At 56.4% G+C, this 21138-nt stretch carries 23 protein-coding genes; all 23 read left to right on the top strand.

What is annotated here, in order from left to right; translation table 11 throughout:
- Nucleotides 1-26: 26 nt before the first annotated feature.
- Nucleotides 27-1124, top strand: coding sequence for a stage V sporulation protein E (gene spoVE, locus ACI5FR_RS11295; RefSeq protein WP_405454447.1), 1098 nt, complete (start codon nucleotides 27-29; stop codon nucleotides 1122-1124).
- A gap of 6 nt (nucleotides 1125-1130) precedes the next feature.
- Nucleotides 1131-2201: an undecaprenyldiphospho-muramoylpentapeptide beta-N-acetylglucosaminyltransferase gene (locus ACI5FR_RS11290; protein ID WP_405454445.1), complete on the top strand. Its 1071-nt coding sequence runs from the start codon at nucleotides 1131-1133 to the stop codon at nucleotides 2199-2201.
- Nucleotides 2202-2445: 244 nt separating this feature from the next.
- The gene (gene murB / locus ACI5FR_RS11285; RefSeq protein ID WP_405454443.1) at nucleotides 2446-3351 is read left to right on the top strand and encodes a UDP-N-acetylmuramate dehydrogenase; all 906 of its coding nucleotides are present in this window, start codon (nucleotides 2446-2448) and stop codon (nucleotides 3349-3351) included.
- A 56-nt stretch (nucleotides 3352-3407) separates the two neighbouring features.
- Nucleotides 3408-4697, top strand: a complete 1290-nt coding sequence (gene murA, locus ACI5FR_RS11280) for a UDP-N-acetylglucosamine 1-carboxyvinyltransferase (RefSeq protein WP_405454441.1) — start codon at nucleotides 3408-3410, stop codon at nucleotides 4695-4697.
- 252 nt (nucleotides 4698-4949) lie between these two features.
- Nucleotides 4950-5753, top strand: coding sequence for a cell division protein FtsQ/DivIB (locus ACI5FR_RS11275; RefSeq protein WP_405454726.1), 804 nt, complete (start codon nucleotides 4950-4952; stop codon nucleotides 5751-5753).
- Nucleotides 5754-5999: 246 nt separating this feature from the next.
- Complete coding sequence (gene ftsA, locus ACI5FR_RS11270) at nucleotides 6000-7250, top strand: cell division protein FtsA (RefSeq protein ID WP_405454439.1); 1251 nt, start codon at nucleotides 6000-6002, stop codon at nucleotides 7248-7250.
- A gap of 63 nt (nucleotides 7251-7313) precedes the next feature.
- Nucleotides 7314-8432: a cell division protein FtsZ gene (gene ftsZ / locus ACI5FR_RS11265; protein WP_405454437.1), complete on the top strand. Its 1119-nt coding sequence runs from the start codon at nucleotides 7314-7316 to the stop codon at nucleotides 8430-8432.
- Between the two features lie 201 nt (nucleotides 8433-8633).
- Nucleotides 8634-9626 (top strand): sigma-E processing peptidase SpoIIGA, encoded by a 993-nt coding sequence (gene spoIIGA / locus ACI5FR_RS11260; RefSeq protein ID WP_405454436.1) that lies wholly within the window; start codon nucleotides 8634-8636, stop codon nucleotides 9624-9626.
- A gap of 26 nt (nucleotides 9627-9652) precedes the next feature.
- Nucleotides 9653-10375 carry an RNA polymerase sporulation sigma factor SigE gene (gene sigE, locus ACI5FR_RS11255; protein ID WP_405454434.1) on the top strand — a complete coding sequence of 241 codons (723 nt, stop codon included), beginning with the start codon at nucleotides 9653-9655 and terminating at the stop codon, nucleotides 10373-10375.
- Nucleotides 10376-10505: 130 nt separating this feature from the next.
- On the top strand, nucleotides 10506-11288 hold the full coding sequence (sigG, locus tag ACI5FR_RS11250) for an RNA polymerase sporulation sigma factor SigG (RefSeq protein WP_405454432.1): 783 nt from the start codon (nucleotides 10506-10508) through the stop codon (nucleotides 11286-11288).
- 474 nt (nucleotides 11289-11762) lie between these two features.
- The gene (locus ACI5FR_RS11245; protein ID WP_405454430.1) at nucleotides 11763-12059 is read left to right on the top strand and encodes a YlmC/YmxH family sporulation protein; all 297 of its coding nucleotides are present in this window, start codon (nucleotides 11763-11765) and stop codon (nucleotides 12057-12059) included.
- Nucleotides 12060-12284: 225 nt separating this feature from the next.
- Nucleotides 12285-13544: a glycosyltransferase family 39 protein gene (locus ACI5FR_RS11240; protein ID WP_405454428.1), complete on the top strand. Its 1260-nt coding sequence runs from the start codon at nucleotides 12285-12287 to the stop codon at nucleotides 13542-13544.
- Complete coding sequence (locus ACI5FR_RS11235) at nucleotides 13523-14230, top strand: glycosyltransferase family 2 protein (RefSeq protein ID WP_405454426.1); 708 nt, start codon at nucleotides 13523-13525, stop codon at nucleotides 14228-14230. The genes ACI5FR_RS11240 and ACI5FR_RS11235 overlap by 22 nt, the downstream gene beginning before the upstream one ends.
- A 6-nt stretch (nucleotides 14231-14236) precedes the next feature.
- Nucleotides 14237-14638, top strand: a complete 402-nt coding sequence (locus ACI5FR_RS11230; RefSeq protein ID WP_405454424.1) for a DUF2304 domain-containing protein — start codon at nucleotides 14237-14239, stop codon at nucleotides 14636-14638.
- Nucleotides 14639-14652: 14 nt separating this feature from the next.
- A complete protein-coding gene (locus ACI5FR_RS11225) occupies nucleotides 14653-14970 on the top strand; it encodes an EamA family transporter (protein ID WP_405454724.1) in 318 nt (105 codons plus the stop codon).
- 9 nt (nucleotides 14971-14979) lie between these two features.
- Nucleotides 14980-16023: a GNAT family N-acetyltransferase gene (locus ACI5FR_RS11220; protein WP_405454422.1), complete on the top strand. Its 1044-nt coding sequence runs from the start codon at nucleotides 14980-14982 to the stop codon at nucleotides 16021-16023.
- Between the two features lie 23 nt (nucleotides 16024-16046).
- Nucleotides 16047-16709 (top strand): class I SAM-dependent methyltransferase, encoded by a 663-nt coding sequence (locus tag ACI5FR_RS11215; RefSeq protein WP_405454420.1) that lies wholly within the window; start codon nucleotides 16047-16049, stop codon nucleotides 16707-16709.
- Nucleotides 16706-17578, top strand: a complete 873-nt coding sequence (locus ACI5FR_RS11210) for a DUF3473 domain-containing protein (protein WP_405454419.1) — start codon at nucleotides 16706-16708, stop codon at nucleotides 17576-17578. Before ACI5FR_RS11215 ends, ACI5FR_RS11210 begins: the two co-directional genes overlap by 4 nt.
- A 124-nt stretch (nucleotides 17579-17702) precedes the next feature.
- The gene (pgeF, locus tag ACI5FR_RS11205; RefSeq protein WP_405454417.1) at nucleotides 17703-18572 is read left to right on the top strand and encodes a peptidoglycan editing factor PgeF; all 870 of its coding nucleotides are present in this window, start codon (nucleotides 17703-17705) and stop codon (nucleotides 18570-18572) included.
- 26 nt (nucleotides 18573-18598) lie between these two features.
- Nucleotides 18599-19288: a YggS family pyridoxal phosphate-dependent enzyme gene (locus ACI5FR_RS11200; RefSeq protein ID WP_405454415.1), complete on the top strand. Its 690-nt coding sequence runs from the start codon at nucleotides 18599-18601 to the stop codon at nucleotides 19286-19288.
- A gap of 195 nt (nucleotides 19289-19483) precedes the next feature.
- Entirely contained in the window at nucleotides 19484-19924 is a 441-nt protein-coding gene (locus ACI5FR_RS11195; protein WP_405454413.1) for a cell division protein SepF, read from the top strand.
- 5 nt (nucleotides 19925-19929) lie between these two features.
- A complete protein-coding gene (locus ACI5FR_RS11190; RefSeq protein WP_405454411.1) occupies nucleotides 19930-20220 on the top strand; it encodes a YggT family protein in 291 nt (96 codons plus the stop codon).
- Nucleotides 20221-20285: 65 nt separating this feature from the next.
- The gene (locus ACI5FR_RS11185) at nucleotides 20286-21068 is read left to right on the top strand and encodes a YlmH family RNA-binding protein (protein ID WP_405454409.1); all 783 of its coding nucleotides are present in this window, start codon (nucleotides 20286-20288) and stop codon (nucleotides 21066-21068) included.
- Nucleotides 21069-21138 lie beyond the last annotated feature (70 nt).

Genomic DNA, 21138 nt, shown 5'->3' with positions numbered 1-21138 from the left:
AATCTTGTTGCAAGAGGTGTGCGGCGATGTCGAAGGTACGTTCTGCTCCCGATCCCTGGATTCTTATCGCTACGTTGCTCTTATTGACCATCGGCGTTGTGATGGTGTACAGCGCCAGCGCCGTGCTCGCGTTTCGTGAATTTGGCGACTACGGGTATTACCTGAAGCGGCAGCTCGTGTTTGCCGTACTCGGGATTATTGCGATGTATTTCACGATGAACGTCGATTATTGGGTATGGAAAAAGTTGGCCAAGCCCGGACTCATCGTCTGCTTCGCCCTGCTGGTCATCGTGCTGATCCCCGGGATCGGCGTCATTCGGGGCGGGGCCCGCAGCTGGCTCGGCATCGGGTCGCTCGGCATCCAGCCCTCCGAGTTCATGAAGCTCGGGATGATCGTGTTTATGGCCAAGCTGTTGTCCGACGAACAATCCGGCATTACACGCTTCACGAAGGGCTTGCTGCCGCCGCTCGGCATTATGGGCGCCGCGTTCGGCCTCATCATGCTGCAGCCGGACTTGGGGAGCGGGGCCGTTCTGGTCGGCGCGACCATGATTATTATTTATACCGCCGGGGCTCGCATCTCGCATCTCGCGATGCTAGGCATGGTAGGCGTCGCCGGCTTCGTCGGCTTGATCGCGTCCGCGCCGTACCGGTTGAAGCGGATTACGGGGTTCCTCGATCCGTGGCAAGACCCGCTCGGGACCGGCTATCAGATCATCCAATCGCTCTATGCGATCGGCCCCGGCGGCCTGGTCGGTCTCGGGCTCGGCATGAGCCGGCAAAAGTACAGCTACTTGCCCGAACCGCAAACCGATTTTATTTTCTCCATCATCTCCGAAGAGCTGGGCTTCATCGGCGGGGCAGTTGTCCTGCTGCTCTTCATGCTGCTGGTCTGGCGCGGGATGCGCGCGGCGATTACGGCCCCCGACACATTCGGGAGCTTGCTCGCGGTCGGCATCGTCGGCATGATCGCCGTGCAGGTCGTCATCAACATTGGAGTCGTCATCGGGATGTTCCCGGTCACGGGCATTACGCTTCCGCTGATCAGCGCGGGCGGCTCGTCCCTCACCCTTATGCTGACCGCCCTAGGGGTACTGCTTAACATTTCCCGCTATTCGAGGTGATTCCTTATGCGACCGCGAACGATCGCGTTCACCGGAGGCGGGTCGGCCGGCCACGTGACGCCGAATCTGGCGCTCATCGGCAAGCTGCGCGAATCCGGCTGGAACGTTCACTATATCGGCTCCGGCGACGGCATCGAGCGGGGCATGATCGAGGAGACGGGCATCCCGTTTCATTCGATTTCGTCCGGCAAGCTGCGCAGGTATTTCGATCTGAAAAATCTGAAGGACCCTTTCAAAGTGATGAAAGGGCTATGGGACGCTTATCGCGTTCTCGGGCGCGTCAAGCCCAAGGTCGTGTTCTCCAAGGGCGGCTTCGTCTCCGTCCCGGTCGTCGTGGCGGGTTGGCTGCGCCGCATCCCGGTCATCATCCACGAGTCGGATATGACCCCGGGGCTCGCCAATAAGCTGTCGCTGCCATTCGCCTCGAACGTCTGCGTGACGTTCCCGGAGACGCTCGCGCTCATGCCGCGCGGCAAGGCGGAGTTCACCGGCTTGCCGATCCGCGAGGAGGTGCTGAACGGCAGCGCCGCCCGAGGGCGGGCGTTCTGCGACTTCCACCGGCAAAAGCCGGTGCTGCTCATCATGGGCGGCAGTCTGGGCGCCCGCGCCATCAACGATGCGGTCCGAGCCAAGCTGCCGGAGCTGCTCGAGCGGTTCCAGGTCGTCCACCTGTGCGGCAAAGGCCACGTGGACCCTGATCTGGAAGCGAGGCGCGGCTACAAGCAATTCGAGTTCGTCTCCCGCGAGCTGCCCGACTTGCTGGCGCTCGCCGACGTCGTCCTTTCCCGCTCCGGCTCTACTTCGATCAACGAGTTTCTGGCGCTCCGCAAGCCGATGCTGCTCATCCCGCTGACGAAGCAAGCATCCCGGGGGGATCAGATTCTGAATGCGGAGTCGTTCCGCGCGAGCGGCTACTGCGAGGTGCTGCCGGAAGAGGAGCTCACTCCGGAGGAGCTGCTCGTCCGCCTCAGCTCTCTGTATGACCGGCGGCAACAATATATCGACCGGATGGAGGCCGGGACGCGTACGGACAGCTTGCGCCGGATCCTCGCCCTGATCGATTCGATCGCGGGGTAGAGGGCCGCCCTTCCCGTGCGCCTTGCCGCCTCACAGCCATCTTGCAGCACCCGTTCTCTCCCGACGCCCGGATTAATCGCTGGGCGTTTGTCACACATGCCTCAGTTTCTCATACTATACACTATAGCCGTGACAGACACCGGGCGTGCCGCTTCATCCGCAACTGGCAAAAATAACGGCCGATTTTTGCCAAATCGCATGCGCGCGGATAAAGCCTCCCCGTTCTGTAAAGGAGGTTTACCCTATGCAATCTGTACTATCCGAATTGCGAGACGCTCAAGTAGGCGAAGTGCTGCCGAACGAACCGCTCGCACCTTATACGAGTTGGAAAATCGGCGGTCCCGCCGATCTCCTCGTCATCCCGGAAAGCAAAGCGCAGCTGGTGGAAACGATTCGCATCCTGCACCGGCACGGCGTGCCGTTCCTGCCGATCGGGCGCGGCTCCAATATGCTCGTGTCCGACAAGGGCATTCGCGGAGCGGTCGTGAAGCTCGGCGGGGGTCTGAATCAGCTGCGTTTCGAAGGGAGTCGGATCTATGTCGGAGGCGGCTACTCGCTTATCACGCTGTCCGTTAGAGCCGGAAAGGAAGGATTGACCGGGTTGGAATTCGCCGGGGGTATCCCCGGTACCGTGGGTGGAGCCGTCTATATGAACGCGGGAGCGCACGGATCGGATATGTCGCGAATACTCATAGAAGCTGAAATTGTGCTAGAAACCGGAGAACTGGTTCGACTTCAAAAAGAGGACCTTCTATTCGCTTACCGTCATTCCGTGCTCCATACGCTGCCGGGCATCGTGACCGAAGCGGTGCTCGAGCTAGCGCCTGGCGACCGCAAGGAGATTGCGGCCGCCAATGCGACCTATAAGGAACGGCGCATCCGCACCCAGCCTCTGCATCTGCCGTGTGCGGGCAGCACGTTCCGCAATCCGGATCACCAGCACGCCGCCAAGCTGATCGAAGAAGCCGGTCTGAAAGGATTGCGCGTCGGAGGGGCCGAAGTGTCGACCCTACACGCCAATTTCATCATTAATACCGGCGATGCGACCGCGGAAGACGTGCTGCGCCTGATGGAACGGATGCAGAACGCCGTGCGGGAACGCTTCGGGATTGAGCTCGTGCCCGAGGTGCTCCTGGTCGGCGAGCCATGACGGTTGTGACACCTCCGGTTTCAGCTTGCACAGCAAGCTTTCGGGAGGGTGAAATTTTGGAAAAACTGGTGATCGAAGGCGGAAGGCCCCTGTCCGGAACGATCCGCATTCACGGAGCGAAAAACGCGGCTCTCCCCATTCTGGCCGCAAGTATGATGGCAGAAGGCACCCATCGAATCGACAATGTGCCCGATTTGCTAGACATTCATGTCATGATGGACATTTTGCGCAGCCTGGGCTGCAAAGCCGAACTCCGCGAGGAGACGGTCATTCTCGATACGGTCCCCGCCAACTCGTCGCATATCCCGGAAGAATTAATGACCCAGATGCGCTCCTCGATCTTCCTGATGGGACCGCTGCTCACCCGCTTTGGAGAAGTTCAAGTGTACCAGCCGGGCGGATGCGCGATCGGAGAGCGCAAGATCGATTTGCATTTGAAGGGCCTTCAGGCACTGGGCGCGACGATCGAAGAGCGAGGCAATACGATCGTCTGCCGGGCCCCGCGCCTGATCGGTACGGACATTGTCCTGGATCTCCCGAGCGTAGGCGCGACCGAGAATATTATGATGGCCGCCGCCAGAGCGGAAGGGAAGACAACGATTCATAATGCCGCGCGCGAGCCGGAGATTCAAGACCTTCAGCATTTCCTGAATGCGATGGGGGCGCGGATTATCGGAGCCGGAACGGACACGATCACGATCGAAGGGGTCGACCGGCTCTCTCCCTGCACGTACCGCATTATTCCGGACCGGATCGTTGCGGGCACGATCATGGTGGCGGCTGCGATTACGAAAGGCAACATCCAGCTGACCCACGTATGTCCCGCCCATCTGACTTCCGTGACGCATGTGCTGCGACGTGCCGGTGTTCAAGTGCACATCGACGGTGATATAATGAATGTAAGCTGCCCTGGCCGCCCGAAAGCGGTGGAGCGCATCGTCACTTCGCCTTATCCATCCTTTCCTACGGACCTGCAATCCCAGATCATGGTGCTGCTCTCGCTCGCCGATGGGCTCAGCATCATCAAAGAAACTATATTCGAAGGCCGCTTCAAGCATGTCGACGAGTTGACCCGGATGGGGGCGGACATTCGCGTCGACCTGAACTCCGCGTTCGTCCGAGGAGTACCTCGCCTGTACGGGGCTACCGTCGAGGCGACGGATTTGCGGGCGGGAGCCGCCCTGGTCATAGCGGGGCTGGCGGCCGCAGGCACGACCATCGTCGAGCAAATTCACCACATCGATCGAGGCTATGACCGCATAGAACGCATGTTCAGCCGGTTGGGCGCCCGCATCGAGCGGTTCATTCCGGTGGCCAATCCATCGTCTAGCGGCATTGTAGGCTAGTAGAATCGCCTAGAGAAGATAGAGTTGCTGCGCAGTCGAAGTCCCCTTTCTCCACGCGGAAGGGGACCGATGGCGTTAATCCCCCACAAAGTGAAGGGAGCCTCCGAAGACTATTCCATTAGAGCAGCTAGCTGCTCGCACCAATCGCTACGATTTAGACACGTATGTACATCTCGATCTTCTTCGGTAAAAGAGCGAATGGTATTGCTTTGTGGGGACCCCGTGCATAGACAGGAGGCTAGTCCGTTGCAAGTGCATGCCCAGGAGAAAGTACCCGTCCTGCGGGAGGAGAAGCCGCGCCGCCGCGGCAGCCGCAAGCTGCTCGTCATCGTGCTGCTGCTGTTCGTCGTGCTGCTCGCCGTGCTGTTCTTCCGATCGTCGATCAGCAAGATCGATTCTATTGAGATCGGCGGACAGGAGCTCTTGTCCGAAGATACGGTACGCCAAGCGCTTGCCGTGCAGCCGGGCGACCATTTCTTCGCCACGCGTTCGGCTACGCTGAAGGCGCGGGTGAAGGGATTGCCGCTCGTCGAGGACGTGACCGTGACGAAGAAGTTTCCCGGTTTGATCCGCGTGCAAGTGAAGGAATACCCTAGGGTCGCGTTCCAATTCAACGCGGAGGGCAAGATCGAGGCGATCCTGGCCAATGGTCTCACGGTTCCGGCGAACGGGACAGCCATTCCTTTGGACAAGCCCGTGCTGACCGGCTGGTCGGACGACGACCCGTGGAAGGCGAAGCTGTGCGAAGCGCTCGCCCGGATTCCGTCCGCCCAGCTCGCGGAGATTTCCGAGATCAAGCCGGCCCCGTCGAACGCCTATGAAGATAAAATCAAAATGTATACCCGTTCCCAGTACGAGGTTTACACGACCGTGACGTTTTTGCCGGCCAAAATGCCGTATCTCGAACAGTTCATCGCCCAGATGCAAGAGTCGAACGTGGATTCGGGCGTGTTCGAGATGCTGGATGCCGATACTCACAAGCCGTTCGAGCAGTACTACAACACGAAACCGTCCCCGACTCCGACACCGGGCAAAGACGCCAAGAAAACCGGGTAAAAGAACTAACTCCGAGGCCTAAGCCGCTTTGTAGAGTTTCTTAACCTAGTAAAATAGCTCTACTCATTTATTGGAAGAAATGATAGAATTGAATTTATGGGATCATGCGGATGGTAATATTTGAAACCCAAAAAATCGCATAAAAAATTGGCCAAAAAAGAGGGAAACCATAAACCGTGTGGAATAAGTACAAAAGCCAATTTAGCCATACCAGGTTGATTTTCAGTTTACGGGAGGTGCCAAGGCTTGAGCAGCAATGACATCATTGTGAGTTTGGACATCGGTACATCCAAAGTTCGAGCGATCATCGGAGAATTGAATAATGGTGCGATAAATATAATCGGAGTCGGTTCGGCTGATTCCGAAGGCATACGGAAAGGCGCAATCGTAGATATTGATCAAACCGTCCAATCGATCCGCAATGCGATTGATCACGCGGAGCGGATGGTAGGAATCCAAATTTCCGAAGTGTACGTCGGAATATCCGGCAATCATATCGCTCTCCAATCCAGCCATGGCGTAGTGGCCGTGTCGGATGAGGACCGCGAGATCGGCGAAGTGGACATCGAACGCGTACTGCAGGCGGCCAAGGTAGTGGCCTTGCCTCCGGAGCGGGAGATTATCGGGGTTGTACCGAAGCAATATTTAGTTGACGGGTTGGAAGGAATCCAAGATCCACGCGGCATGATCGGAGTGCGTCTCGAGGTGGAAGCTTCCATCATAACCGGCGCGAAGACGTCCATACATAATTTGGTTCGCGTGGTGGAGAAGGCGGATTTGAAGGTGTCCGGGCTCATCCTGATGTCGCTCGCAGCGGGTCAGATGACGCTCTCTAAGGACGAGAAGGCGATCGGAACCGTGCTCGTCGATTTCGGAGCGGGGGCGGTTACGATCTCGGTGTTCAACGAAGGCAGTCTGGCCGCTACGTCGACGCTGCCGATCGGGGGGGAATACATTACGAACGATATCTCGATCGGCATTCGGACGCAGCTCGACATCGCGGAGAAGATCAAGCTGAAGTTCGGCTGTGCCGTGGTCGAGCATTCCGCGATCGATCAGGTGTTCAAGGTCAATCGGATCGGCAGCAATGTCGATAAGGAATTCACGCAGGTCGATCTGGCCAATATTATCGAGCCGCGGGTTCAGGAAATTTTCCAATTGATCCGTGCGGAAGTGACCCGTCTCGGGTATCCGGAGCCGTCGGGAGGGTACGTCCTGAGCGGCGGGGCCATCTCGATGCCGGGGATGCTCGACATTGCGCAGCAGGAGCTGGAGAGCTCCGTGCGCGTCGCCGTGCCCGACTACATCGGGGTGCGCGATCCTTCCTATACGAATGGCGTCGGCATTATCCAGTACGTGTACAAGTACACTAGGCAACGGTCCACGTCCGCGGTTCGCCGGACGACCGCCGCTAAGAAAGCGACGGCCGCCGCGGCGGAGAAGCCGAAGAGCGGATTCATGGAAAAGTTCAAAAATTGGATCAGCGAATTCATCTGAGTTCATCATCATGCATTGATAATCGGCGCGACTATGCGGGAATGGTTAGGAGGATTTTGATTTATGTTTGAATTCGATTTGGATACGGATCAATTTGCCAAAATAAAGGTCATCGGCGTGGGCGGGGGCGGCAGCAATGCCGTGAACCGGATGATCGAGTTTGGGGTGCAGGGCGTAGAGTTCATCACCGCGAACACCGACGCCCAAGCGCTGCATACCGCCAAATCCCAAGTCAAGCTTCAGCTCGGCGAGAAGCTGACCCGCGGCTTGGGAGCCGGCGCGAATCCGGACGTGGGCAAGAAAGCGGCCGAAGAATCGCGCCAACAAATTATCGATGCGCTTAAGGATTCGGACATGGTGTTCGTTACTGCCGGCATGGGCGGCGGTACGGGGACGGGCGCCGCTCCGGTGATCGCGGAGATCGCCAAGGAATGCGGAGCGCTCACTGTGGGCGTCGTGACGCGTCCCTTCACATTCGAAGGCCGCAAGCGCTCGGGCCAAGCCGACGCCGGCATTCAGGCGCTGAAGGAAAAGGTCGACACGCTAATCGTCATTCCGAACGACCGTCTGCTGGAAATTATCGATAAGAAAACGCCGATGCTGGAAGCGTTCCGTGAAGCGGACAACGTCCTTCGTCAAGGGGTCAAAGGCATTTCCGATCTCATCGCCGTGCCAGGTCTCATCAACTTGGATTTCGCCGACGTGAAGACGATTATGACCGAACGCGGCTCCGCGCTTATGGGCATCGGGATTGCCAAGGGCGAGAATCGAGCAGCTGAAGCGGCCAAGATGGCTATCATGAGCCCCTTGCTCGAGACGTCGATCGACGGTGCACGCGGCGTGCTCATGAACATCACCGGCGGCGTGAACCTCAGCCTCTATGAGGTGAATGAAGCGGCCGACATCGTCGCGACCGCATCCGATCCGGAAGTGAACATGATCTTCGGGGCGGGCATCGACGACAACTTGACTGACGAGATTGTCGTTACTGTTATCGCCACAGGCTTCGAGCACCGTTCGGCAGCGCCTCTTCCACCTACGAACCGCCGGCCTACTAATCCGGTAGAGACGCCGGAGAAGTATTCGAATCCACTGAAGCCGTTCGGCACTCCGTCGAGCGACCAGTTGGACATTCCGACATTCTTGCGCAATCGCGGCAAGAACAATCCGGGCGGAAGATAACCTAATAGACCGACAACCCTATAGCTGCACGCGGGATATTCCCGTCTGCAGCTTTTTGCTTTTTTCTAACGCATGCTCGTCCATTCTCGGTCGAATCAAATTTCGCTAAAATTAGATGCAATCCGCTGACAAGTTTAGACAGACTTTGGAATAAGCTTTACTATATACTAAATTCAATCGTCCTTCCTGTCGGAGCGCTAGATGCTAGACCGATGGCGCGTGGGCACCGGCAAGCGGATCGCGATGGGCTGCAGAAGCGGAGGGACGCCTGTGGTCGTCTACTTGGATCTCATCTTCCTAGTTAATTTTTTCGTCGATGGCGTTGTCCTGTACGGTACGGCCTGGACGCGCAAGCTTCCGGTCAAAGCATGGCGATTGTTGCTGTCTGCATTTTTGGGCGCCTGCTACGTAATGCTCATGTGGTTCCCCTCTTTATCCTTTATGTATACGCTCGCCGTGAAATGCTTACTTTCTTTGGCCATGATCTACGTTGCATTCGGCTTCGGGAGCCTGCAGTCGTTTTTGCGCACTATAGCCGCCTTTTATCTCATCAACTTCGCGGCTGCCGGCGGCATTTTCGCCCTCTATTATTTCACCCAGTCGTCCGGCGAGGTGATGAACGGCATTCTCATAACCCGTACGGGCGGCGTCGCGTTTCAGCTGCAGATCGGGTTTTGGTTTACGGCGATCGGGTTTACATTGATGATCTGGTTTTACCGGCTCGTCCTCAGCTCCGCGCGCAAGCGGCAGGCGATGACGCAGTACTTGGCTGAGATCCGCATTCAGATCGGCGACTTCGAATCCCGCTGTACCGGCCTCGTCGACACGGGCAACCAGCTGTATGATCCGCTCACGCGAACCCCCGTCATGGTATTGGAGGCCGAACAGTGGAGCTCCATGCTTCCGCCCGAGTGGATGAAGCGGATCCGGCAGTCGGAGGTCGACCAGCTGGTTGCGGCCATAGGGACCGACGAATGGATCTGGCAGGACCGGCTGCGTCTCGTCCCGTATCGGGGGGTTAATCGCGGAACGCAATTCATGCTGGCGGTGAAACCCGACAAGGTGGTGGTCCAGTACGCCAACAACGAAATCGTGAACGCCAAAGTACTGGTCGGCCTCGATGGCGGCAAGCTTTGCGCAGACGGTTCTTATCAAGCTATTCTACATCCGACGCTTGTGCAATTGGAGGCATAGCGACATAGTACTCAGGAGGTAAGCCCATGCTCGTGAAATGGAAATTGATGATGCAAATCACGTACTATCGGTTTCTGTTCCTCCTCGGTTTGAAGAGCGAGGAAATCTATTATATCGGGGGGAGCGAGGCGCTGCCGCCGCCGCTGACGAGGGAAGAGGAGGAGTATTTGCTCGAGAAGCTGCCTTCCGGCGATTCCGCCATCCGGGCGATGCTCATCGAACGCAACCTGCGCCTCGTCGTCTATATCGCGAGGAAGTTCGAGAATACCGGCATCAACATCGAGGACCTCGTCTCCATCGGCGCGATCGGGCTCATCAAGGCGGTCAACACGTTCGACCCGGAGAAGAAGATCAAGCTCGCTACATACGCTTCGCGGTGCATCGAGAACGAGATTCTCATGTACTTGCGGCGCAACAGCAAGCTGCGGACGGAAGTCTCCTTCGACGAGCCGCTCAACATCGACTGGGACGGCAATGAGCTGCTCCTGTCGGACGTGCTCGGGACGGAGAACGACACGATCTACCGGAACATCGAGGAGCAAGTCGACCGGAAGCTGTTGCACAAGGCGCTCGACAAGCTGTCGGAGCGGGAGCGGATCATCATGGAGCTTCGCTTCGGGCTGCAGGACGGCGAGGAGAAGACGCAGAAGGATGTGGCCGATATGCTCGGCATTTCACAATCGTACATATCGCGGCTGGAGAAACGAATAATAAAGCGCTTGCGCAAGGAATTTAACAAGATGGTGTAACCATTGAGCGGTGCCGAAGACACCGTTTTCACAGCCGTTCCGAGGCGTCCTTGAGCGGTTTCCCGGCGCATAAAAAAACTTTCCAAGGAGATAATGTACAATAATGTTGCTCCTTGGGAGGTTGTACACGATGACCCGAAATAAAGTCGAGATCTGTGGTGTTGATACTTCGCAATTGCCCGTACTGACGAACGCCGAGATGCGCGAATTGTTCGTGCGGCTTCAAGACAACAAGGAGCGAGAGGCTAGAGAGAAGTTAGTGAACGGGAACTTGCGTCTCGTGCTGAGCGTCATCCAGCGCTTCAACAACCGCGGTGAATTCGTGGACGACTTGTTCCAAGTCGGGTGTATCGGACTGATGAAGGCGATTGATAATTTCGATTTAAGCCAGAATGTGAAATTCTCTACATACGCGGTGCCGATGATCATCGGAGAAATCCGCCGGTACTTGCGCGACAACAACCCGATCCGGGTGTCCCGCTCGCTGCGCGATATCGCCTACAAAGCGCTTCAGGTGCGCGACAGCTTGACGAACTCGAACTCCAGGGAGCCGTCGATCTACGAAATCTCGGAGGCACTGAACGTGCCAAAGGAGGATGTCGTATTCGCCCTCGATGCGATCCAGGATCCGGTCTCGCTGTTCGAGCCGATCTATCACGACGGCGGCGATCCGATCTATGTGATGGACCAGATCAGCGACGAGCGGAACAAGGACATCTCCTGGATCGAAGGCATTGCGCTGCGGGAAGCGATGCGGAAGCTCAATGACCGGGAGAAGATGATCCTGTCCATGCGCTTCTTCGAAGGGAAAACCCAGATGGAGGTTGCGGACGAGATCGGCATCTCGCAAGCGCAAGTGTCGCGGCTGGAAAAATCGGCCATCTCGCAAATGCAGAAGCATGTGAAAACTTAGCCCGTTTCTCCTGTACAAGCAGCCCGCTCGGGTTGCTTGTTTTCGTACGGTTGCGTGGTCATGTGTGGTATGGCTTATGGCTACTATCCCCTTCGCTCAGGGGATACAAAATAATTTAATAATCCCTAAATACAACGGTAGCTCTGGGGAGGGCACGGGGAGGGAGTGGAGAAGCGCCAGCGTCCGCCTTTGAAATCGGGTTATGACAGCTATAAAGTAAATCCAAAGAACCCGATTTCAACAGCGGTCGGAGCCTCTCCCCGTGTTCTCCCCGGCGCGAACGTACTGTTCCCGCTGATGAGCCCCTCCCCGTGTTCTCCCCGGCGCGAACGTACCGTCCCAGGTAAAATTAATTTGTCTGCTTCGTCCGCCCATGAGGACATTTCCAAAGGTCTCGACATATAATGGACTGTAGGCATAGGCACATGTGGCCTGTTCGCAGCCTAACTTCGGACGATTCGCGGGTGATGCTTCATGAAGATATCGGATTTTCAATCCAAGGACGTCATCAATATCGTGGATGGGAAAAAGCTGGGGCAAATCAGCGATTTGGAGCTCGATCTCAGACAAGGCCGAATCGATTCGATCGTTGTGCCGAACCAGACCAAGTTTTTCGGCTTCTTCGGCTCTGGCACCGACGTCATCATTCCATGGCGGAACATCGTCAAGATCGGCATGGACGTCGTACTGGTGAAGCTGGACGATGCCCGCTCGTATCGGGCCCAGGAAGAAGGAGACGCGCCCCAGGAATACAACCGGTCGTATCGATAGCCAGACATGCAGAGGGCCTCCCGTCCACCTCCGGACGGAAGCCTTTTTTTGGTTGTCCGGAGTGAACGAATCGGGCCGGAACGGGACAAATATGAAAATAACCTTAAAACAACCTTAAAGGAACCTGAAAAGAAAGAGCTTGCGTAATGTATGGTTTCCGTGCAAAATGATAGGTAAGTCCCGCAAACCATCCAACTAACTTTGTATTACGGAGCCGTGTGAAAATTGTACAAACTTTTTCTGAAATGGAAAGATCGAGACATTTTTTATTTGATTCCGCTAATTGCGTTTTCTTTGACCATTCGGTTGCGCTTCTATTTTTGGAATAAGTCCACCGGCTTTAAGCATTTGCCTCAATCTCCGGATTCCCAGTGGTACCTCGATTACGCTCACAGCTTGCTCTCGAATTTCAAGATCGGAACGAGCATGAACGATATTTTGTACATGGGGTACAACATGCTCCTGGCCCTCTTGCTCGCCGTGTTCAAAACGACAAACGCCGTCATTTTCGTGCAGACGGTAATTGCCAGTGTGTGTGTCGTGTTGGTCTATGCCATCGCGAAGATGCTGTTCAATCGGCTGACCGCGATACTGGCTTCAGTCATCTATTCCATTTCGTTTCACATCACCTTATGGTCGATGTACATATTGTCCGACAGCTTCTTCATCTCCCTACAGCTGCTGTGCATCTACTGGCTGCTCAAGGCGTACGAGTCGGAGAAGAAGCGATTCAAGGTATTGTTCGCGGCCTCGGCCCTGCTCCTGCTCGTCTTTCGTCCGACCGGCGTCATCTCCCTCTTCTTCATCGCGATCTATTTGTTCATCCGCATGGACAAGCGGAAGGCTTGGGCCTTCATCCGGAAGCACCGGTGGACCATCGGCGGAGCGGCAGCGGCCTGTCTCGCGGCGGGGATCTTCCTCGTGTCGAGCGGCAAGCTGAACAATCTGATCGGCTCCTTGCAATTGAACATCAAGATGGTGCTCTTCAACCAGTATGCGAAAGGCTGGATTTACGACCATCCTACACCGCACGACGTCGCATTCCGCCCGGACTATACGATTAATATATTGAACAGCATGATCCTAAGTTTTATAATTAACAACTGGGACCATATCATGGTGTTGTATGCCAAAAGAGCGTTCGCGTTCCAGGGCAATTGGGTATGGCGGATCAACGTGATTACGGTTCATGGCTTGATTAAGTTTTTCAAAAACACGCTGCCGATCAATTTGTTCTTGATAGGGACGTTTATGGCGATCCGCAACCGTGTGTTCACCCGCGCTTCGGTGCTCTGGCTGATCAGCCTCTCTGTGTTTCTTTTTTGCATCTTCACATTTATTGACGGAATGTACCGATACAAGGCACCCGCCATGCCGCTCCTCGCCATCATTTGCGCATATGGGATCGATCGGATCGTTCACGGTGTAATTCATCTCACCAAAACTTACGCGGGGAAGCTGCTATGGAAAAAGGAAAATTATTGATCGTCGTCCCGGCCTTTAACGAACAGCACAATATTCTAAAGGTCATTCGGGACATTCGCGAGCACATTCCGGACGGAGACATTCTGGTTGTAAACGATTGCTCGCTCGACAGCACATCGATTGTGGCGCGCAAGGCGGAAGGGGTCAAGGTTGTCGACCTGCCCCATAATCTCGGCATCGGAGGAGCGGTCCAAACCGGCTTCATGTATGCTTACGACAAAGGCTACACGTACATGGTCCAAATCGACGGCGACGGCCAGCACATGGCTCAAGAGGTGGACAAGCTGTACCAGACGATGCTGCGGACCGGCAGCGATATGGTGATCGGCTCGCGGTTTCTGGACGTCAAGTCGTTCCGCACCTCGTGGTCGCGGCGCATGGGCATCCGGGTGTTCTACTGGCTGTTCCGGCTGCTCATTCGGAAGAAAGTAACCGACGGGACTTCGGGATTCCGGCTGTATAACTGGAAGAGCATCGAGCTGCTCAGCCGCTTCTACCCGGAGGATTATCCGGAACCCGATGCCGTCATCCTACTGACGAAGCACGGCTTACGAATCAGCGAAGTCGGGGTCGAGATGCGCGCCCGGGAGCACGGGTCGTCTTCGATCACATTGATCAAAAGTCCTTATTATATGGCGAAAGTGATGGTTTCGATCTTTTTCTCCTACGTCAGGACAAGGTGGTGAGTGGACATGGAGAATATGTATAGCTTGTTCGCCGTACAGCTGATGGGCATCGCCTTCAGTCTCATCATGCTCATCTCGGTATTCGTCATGGTCCGCGCCAGAATGATTCGGGAGAAGTATTCACTCGTCTGGTTTCTAATCGGCGTGTTCACGTTGTTCATATCGGTGTTCCGCGGGTTCATCGATTGGTTCTCCGATCTGATCGGCATCTACTATGCACCTTCGGCCTTCTTCGCCATCTTGATCGGGAGCGCCTATCTGCTGCTGCTTCACATGAGCGTCAGCATCTCGAGCCTCAAAATGCACAACAAAACGCTCACCCAAGAGCTGGGCTTGACGAAGCTGCGGCTGGAAGAGCTGGAGAAGAAAGTCAACAAGGGGGATTTCGAATCAAATACTGGATCTTAGCGGCCAACATCGTGATGACCGTTGCCGGCAGCACCTTGCTCAAGCTGGGAAGCCGCTCGGTCGCGTTCGAAGGTTCGCTTCTGTCGATTGTGCTCGGGTACTTAACCTCCCCGGTCATCCTGGCCGGCTTCGTCACTTACGGCTTGGCGGCTTTCCTGTGGGTCTATTGCCTGTCGCAGTTCGAGCTGAGCTACGTCACGTTCGTGACCAGCCTGCAGTATGTGCTGCTGCTCCTCGTCTCGATTCTCGTGTTCAAGGAACAGATCAGCGTCATGCAGTGGGCCGGCAGCGGTTTAATTATGCTGGGGGTTATTTTTTGGATGAAAGGGTAAACGAAGACCATGTTCCGTTGTATCCCGTATGTCGAAGCTATGCAGGAGGAGTGGGATCGTATCGCGTTCGCACACGGTACGGTATACCACTCCGTTTCGTTCAGACACATCTTGATTCGCACGTTCGGGTACCGGTGCCTGTACCAGGCGGTCGTCGATGAGGCGGGGCGCGTACAGGCGCTCATCCCATTAGTTGCCGGCCGCAACTTGTCGATGAAGAAAGCGGGCGTCTCGCTGCCGTTCATCAATTATTTGGATATCTGCGCCGCCAGCGACGAAGCGCGAGAATACGCCTTTGCCGAGCTGCCCCGATTGAGGGAAACGTACGGGTTGGATTATATCGAGCTCCGGCTCAAAGAGCAGCGTATCGAAGAGACGGGTTGGACGGCCGATGAGCGGAATTGTACGTTCGTTCTGCAACTCTCGGAGGACGAAGAGACGGTGCTCGGCCGTTCCTCGAGCAGCAACCGGAATCATGTGCGCAAGGTGTACAAGAAGGACGAGTTCGACGTTTCGTTCGATTCGGCGAACTTGCCCGCGTTCTATGAAGTTTATGTCAGAAGAATGAAGCAGTTGGGCTCGCCCGCTCCGGATATCCGGTACTTCGAGGCTTTCTTCGAATGGCTGCCCAAGCATAGTCACCTGCTGACCGTGTTCGACAAGGCTGCGCAACGAGTGATCGGCGGCATGCTGCTCGTTACGAGTCCGACCGACCGTACGGTCTACTACCCCTACGGGGCGAACTTGACCGAGTATAACGGCAAATACTTAAACAACTACATGTATTGGGAAGCGGTTCGCTTCGGCATCCGAGGCGGTTATGACTATCTGGACCTCGGCCGCTCGCCGATCGGATCCGGAACGTACAAGTACAAGGAGCAATGGGGGGCGATTCCCGTCCCGCTCCGATACATGACCTACACGGGACTGGCCCGGGCACATAGCGCACCTGACAAGGAAAGCCTGCAGCTGTTCATCGACTTGTGGAAGAGAACCCCGAGCTTCATCACGAACCCGGTCGGGAAGCGGTTGATCAAATATTTGTTGCCATAACATACTCTGGAGGAACCGATACGATGAGCAATTCCAACTGGAAGACGTACTTCGATAAAAAAGCCGAAACGCACGGAGCATCCGTACAGTCGTCCGACTACTTTAACGAAGAAAGCTTTTTTATGCAACGGGACAATACGCTGCGCTGGTTGGGTGAATTGAAGGGCAAGGAAGTGCTTGACGCCGGTTGCGGCGTAGGCGCGTTCAGCGAGCCTCTCGTGGCGAACAACACCGTGTACGGTGTCGATTTCTCCGTGAAGAGCCTGGAATATGCCGCCGGGCGCGGGCTCATCACGATGTCCGAGGACTTGACGGCGCTTCCGTTCGAGAACGGCAAATTCGATGTCGTGTTGTGCATCGGCGTTATTCAGCTCATCGAGCAGCACGAGGCGGTCCTCCGGGAGCTCGCGCGGGTTACGAAGCCGGGAGGCACGATGCTGATCCAGACTCTGAATCGCGGCTCGGTGCAGCGCAAAATTCTCGGCTTGTTCGAGAAGAGCAAAAAGTTCGAGAAGATGTACGCGATGGAAGAGCTGAAGGATCTGTACGAGCGGATCGGCTTCGAGCAGATCGATTTCTTGAAGATGTACCACCCGTTCAGCTTCGTCACGAGCGGGGCGAAGCCGGGTACGCTGGCCGGGTCGTTCAGCACGTCGTTCGCGATCAAAGGGAGCAAAAAATCGTGAGAGCGCCGCATCCGAGCGGTTCAATCCGCAACCTGCTCACCTTCGATATCGAAGAGTGGTTTCACGCCAACTATGAAGGCTTGGAGGACTTCGCCACCAGCAAGCGGCGGGGCTCGAACTTCCGCGCGCAGCTGGAAGCTCTACTCGAGCTGTGCGGGGAGACCGGCAGCAAGGCGACGTTTTTCACACTGGGCTGCATCGGCGAAGATTACCCGGATCTTGTCAAACGGATCGTGCGCGACGGGCATGACTTGGCCTCCCACGGTTATGGGCATCAGCTCGCCTACAAGCAATCGTACTTGGAATTTTACAACGACGTGAAGAAGTCCGTGGACATTCTGGAGCAGCTGACCGGGACCCGGGTGCTCGGCTACCGGGCGCCGTCTTGGTCGATCGTGGAGAGCAACCTGCACTATCTGGAAGCGCTCGAAGACATCGGGCTGCAATACGACGCGAGCATCTTCCCGGTGAAGACATTCCTGTACGGCATTCCGACCGCGCCTCGGGACATTCACAAGCCCCGGGTGAACGGACGGGAGTTGAACCTGTATGAAGTGCCTATGTCAGTGACACGGGTGGCGGGGCGGAACATCGGGTATTCCGGTGGCTTCTACTTCCGCTTTTTCCCGGGCTGGTTCATCAAGCGGGCGATTCGCGCCGCCAACGAGCAAGGGCAGAACTCGATCGTCTACTTGCATCCGAGGGAGATTGATACCAGGGAGCAAAAGCTCGCCTTGCCGGCCAAGGAAGCGTTCATCCATTACTACAGCATCGGCCGGACGAAGTCGAAGCTGCGCGACATCTTGACGAGCTTCAACTTCACGTCGATTGCGGAACATTTGCAAGAGACTCGCAAGCTGACCGTATAAGGTGTCGGACGAGAAATCGTCAATAAGGATGTCTCCGGCGGCCTGCCCGAGCAGGAACGCGCATGACGGAGGCATCCTTTTACATATATCAGTAGAAGATATAGGTTGGAGAAGGAGGATCGGTATGCAAAGCGAAGAACCGTTCGTAGAGACGTATTCCGCCGGGAAGCCGGCCGGCTTCCACCTGGCGGACTGGGAGCGCCGCTTCCCGTATGTGAGCGCAGGGATGACGTCGCGCCACGGAGGCGTGAGCGATTCGCCGCTCGATACGCTGAACTGCGCGCTGCACGTGAACGACGCGCCGGACCGCGTCATCGAGAACCGGCGCACGTTCGCGGAGACGCTCGGCGCGTCGTTCGACGCGTGGACGTGCGCGGAGCAGGTGCACAGCAGCCGCATCGCCGTGATAACGGCGGCGGAGCGGGGGCGCGGGCGGCTCAGCCGCGAGGACGCCATCCAGGCGACCGACGCATTGATCACCGATACGCCGGGCGTTTGGCTGACGGCGTTCTTCGCGGACTGCGTGCCGCTCTACTTCCTCGACCCGGTCCGCCGGGCCGTCGGCCTCGCGCACGCCGGGTGGAAGGGCACCGTCGCCCTGATCGCTCAGGAGACGGTGCAAACGATGGCGGCCTCGTTCGGCTCACGGCCGGGGGATCTGTACGCCGCGGTCGGGCCGTCCATCGGCGGGTGCTGCTACGAGGTCGACGCTGCGGTGGCGACGCCGGTACAGGCTGCGCTGGAGCGGCTCGGACTTGAAGCCGAGGCGGACCGCTTCCTGGTGCCCCGGGCAGGCCGGGAAGGCAAGTGGATGCTGAACTTGCAACTCTTAAATCAACAAATTATGATAAAAGCAGGAATTTTGCCGAGCCGTATCGAAATATGTGGCATGTGCACCAGCTGCCGAACGGACGTGTTTTATTCCCATCGGAAGGAGCACGGTTCGACGGGGCGGATGGCGGCATGGATCGGCATGGACCTGTTGCGTTCCTAACAACCGGAGGAGGCGAGGGACAGCCCATGACATTGGAACAACGAATCGAGCAGGTCGAACGCCGAATCACGGAAGCGTGCGAGCGCAGCGGCCGCACCCGCGACGAAGTGCAAGTGATTGCGGTGACCAAATACGTTTCGCTGGAGACGACTAAACTTGCTATGCAGCTAGGGCTTCTACATATCGGAGAGAACCGCTGGCAAGACGTGCAGCCCAAGTGGGAGGCGCTCTCGTCAGAAGGCGTCTGGCATTTCATCGGTCATCTGCAGACGAATAAAGTGAAGGATGTCGTCGGGAAGTTCGACTATATCCACTCCCTGGACCGGTATTCGCTCGCGGCGGAGCTGGACAAGCAGGCGGCCAAGCGGGATATCCCGGAGGTGCGCTGCCTGATCCAACTGAACGTTTCGGGAGAAGAGACCAAGCACGGACTATCGCCGGAGGAGCTGTTCACGTTTGCGGAGCAGCTGCGCGAGCTGAAGCGTCTGAAGATCGTAGGTCTCATGACGATGGCGCCCTATGAGATGGAGGCCGAGGCTACACGGCCGGTCTTCCGGGGCTTGCGGGAGTGGCGGGATCGATTGAATGCGAGCGGATTGCTTCGCGAGGAAGCGTCGCATTTGTCGATGGGCATGTCGGGCGATTTCGAAGTGGCGATCGAGGAAGGCGCGACCATGGTGCGTCTGGGTACTGTACTAGTAGGCAAGGAAATATAAAATGCCCCACAAAGTGACGCAGGCCTTCGGAGCCTATTCCATTAGAGCAGCTTGCTGCTCGCACCAATCGCAACGATTAAAACACGAATGTACATCCTCGATCTTCTTCGGTGAAAGAGCGATTGGTATTACTTTGCGGGGACCCCGGGATTAATAAATTTGATCGACCATAAGGACCATAAGGAGGAACCGAAGATGAGCGTGATGAACCGTTTCTTGAACTTTGTAGGGCTTCAGGACGAGGAGGAAGTCGTCGAGCGCGAGCGTGTCGTGGAGGAAACCGAGGAATCTGAAACTTCTCAGGCGGATTCCCGTAAAACAAAGGGGAATATCGTGAGCATCCATTCCCAACGCAATACGAGAGTCATCTTGTCCGAGCCCCGTTCGTATGAAGAGACGCAGGAAATCGCCGATCATCTGCGGTCCCGCCGGCCGACGGTCGTCAACCTGCAGCGGGTGCGTCCCGATCAGGCGATCCGCATCGTAGACTTCCTGAGCGGAACCGTCTATGCTTTGAACGGAGGCATCTCGAAGATCGGGCCGAATATATTTCTATGTACCCCGGATTCGGTTGAAATTCAAGGGGCGATTTCGGACATGATGGATGAAGAGGAAGAATACAGAAAATCGAGGTGAACGGATTGTCAGAAGAAACTATCTTCTCCATTCAGCAATATATTCGTCAAGTGGGCACGATCTATCAATACTTAGTGATTGCCTATGTGCTATTATCCTGGCTTCCGAGCGCACGCGAGAGCTTCATCGGTGAAATTCTCGGCAAGCTGGTGGAGCCTTACCTGACTCCCTTCCGCAGAATTATCCCGCCGATTGCCGGCATGATCGATATATCGCCTATCGTCGCTTTGCTCGCCCTGCAATTCGTCATTGCGGGGATCAATACGGTTGTCGGATATATCTTGCGTCTATTCTAAAGCATGCATTTCTACGAAAGGCTTCGATCCGAAGCTTTTCTTTTTCGTAAAGGATGAATTCCAATATGCAGCCTGACTTTTACAAACATTTTCACCCGGACGAACATCATTTTGTTGACAAAGCGTTGGACTGGCTGTACCGGGCGAGCGAGCAGCACGCGGTCAAGCTGACCGACTTTCTCGACCCCCGGCAAGCTTACATCCTAACCACGCTGGCCGGCCGGCACCTCGATGCGCAGGTGCGGCTTGATGGCGGATACGAGAACGCGGAGCGCAAACGGGCGTGGATCGCGCCGGATTATATGGACCCGGACGGGGCAGACTTTCAGTTGTCCGTGCTGTCCATTACTTCGGACGATGACCAGTTTGCTGCTTTGGAACATGGCGATTTTCTAGGTGCGCTGCTGGGATTGGGACTGAAGCGGGATAAGCTCGGGGACCTTCACTTGGGGAGCGAGCAATGCCATTGCGTTGTTGCGTCGGAGATCGCCGATTACTTCCGTCTGCAGCTGCAGCAGGTTCACCGGGCGCATGTGCATACGGAGCTGCTGCCGATCGAACGGTTGCAGCCGGTCCTTCAAACGCTCGAAGAGATGAACTTGTCCGTCGCCTCCATGCGGATGGACGGCATCGTAAGCGATGTGTACCGGCTCAGCCGGGCGAAAGTGCTGCCCCCGATCAAGAACGGCCGCTGCCGGATCAATTGGAAGGTGGAGGAGGATCCGAGCAAGCCTCTCAAGAGCGGAGATGTCGTCTCGTTCCAGGGTTTCGGACGCTTTCGGGTGCTGGAGGTCGAAGGGGAGACGAAAAAAGGGCGCATTCGACTGAAAATTGGGAAATTCGTATAGGCGGAAGGCAGGAATTTTAGCGGATGGCGTCGAATGTACAGGGGAGGAGAACGGGATACTCGCGTGAGCT

It is taken from the genome of Paenibacillus sp. HJGM_3 (genome assembly GCF_045062745.1).
Lineage (GTDB): Bacteria > Bacillota > Bacilli > Paenibacillales > NBRC-103111 > Paenibacillus_AA.
This window is presented reverse-complemented; position numbering and strand designations above follow the sequence as displayed.

What these genes read in the sequence shown, in the direction of transcription:
- spoVE (WP_405454447.1), top strand. Translation starts at nt 27, where the DNA reads ATGTCGAAGGTACGTTCTGCTCCCGATCCCTGGATTCTTATCGCTACG.
- ACI5FR_RS11290 (WP_405454445.1), top strand. Translation starts at nt 1,131, where the DNA reads ATGCGACCGCGAACGATCGCGTTCACCGGAGGCGGGTCGGCCGGCCAC.
- murB (WP_405454443.1), top strand. Translation starts at nt 2,446, where the DNA reads ATGCAATCTGTACTATCCGAATTGCGAGACGCTCAAGTAGGCGAAGTG.
- ftsZ (WP_405454437.1), top strand. Translation starts at nt 7,314, where the DNA reads ATGTTTGAATTCGATTTGGATACGGATCAATTTGCCAAAATAAAGGTC.
- spoIIGA (WP_405454436.1), top strand. Translation starts at nt 8,634, where the DNA reads ATGCTAGACCGATGGCGCGTGGGCACCGGCAAGCGGATCGCGATGGGC.
- sigE (WP_405454434.1), top strand. Translation starts at nt 9,653, where the DNA reads ATGCTCGTGAAATGGAAATTGATGATGCAAATCACGTACTATCGGTTT.
- sigG (WP_405454432.1), top strand. Translation starts at nt 10,506, where the DNA reads ATGACCCGAAATAAAGTCGAGATCTGTGGTGTTGATACTTCGCAATTG.
- ACI5FR_RS11245 (WP_405454430.1), top strand. Translation starts at nt 11,763, where the DNA reads ATGAAGATATCGGATTTTCAATCCAAGGACGTCATCAATATCGTGGAT.
- ACI5FR_RS11235 (WP_405454426.1), top strand. Translation starts at nt 13,523, where the DNA reads ATGGAAAAAGGAAAATTATTGATCGTCGTCCCGGCCTTTAACGAACAG.
- ACI5FR_RS11230 (WP_405454424.1), top strand. Translation starts at nt 14,237, where the DNA reads ATGGAGAATATGTATAGCTTGTTCGCCGTACAGCTGATGGGCATCGCC.
- ACI5FR_RS11225 (WP_405454724.1), top strand. Translation starts at nt 14,653, where the DNA reads ATGACCGTTGCCGGCAGCACCTTGCTCAAGCTGGGAAGCCGCTCGGTC.
- ACI5FR_RS11220 (WP_405454422.1), top strand. Translation starts at nt 14,980, where the DNA reads ATGTTCCGTTGTATCCCGTATGTCGAAGCTATGCAGGAGGAGTGGGAT.
- ACI5FR_RS11215 (WP_405454420.1), top strand. Translation starts at nt 16,047, where the DNA reads ATGAGCAATTCCAACTGGAAGACGTACTTCGATAAAAAAGCCGAAACG.
- pgeF (WP_405454417.1), top strand. Translation starts at nt 17,703, where the DNA reads ATGCAAAGCGAAGAACCGTTCGTAGAGACGTATTCCGCCGGGAAGCCG.
- ACI5FR_RS11200 (WP_405454415.1), top strand. Translation starts at nt 18,599, where the DNA reads ATGACATTGGAACAACGAATCGAGCAGGTCGAACGCCGAATCACGGAA.
- ACI5FR_RS11195 (WP_405454413.1), top strand. Translation starts at nt 19,484, where the DNA reads ATGAGCGTGATGAACCGTTTCTTGAACTTTGTAGGGCTTCAGGACGAG.
- ACI5FR_RS11185 (WP_405454409.1), top strand. Translation starts at nt 20,286, where the DNA reads ATGCAGCCTGACTTTTACAAACATTTTCACCCGGACGAACATCATTTT.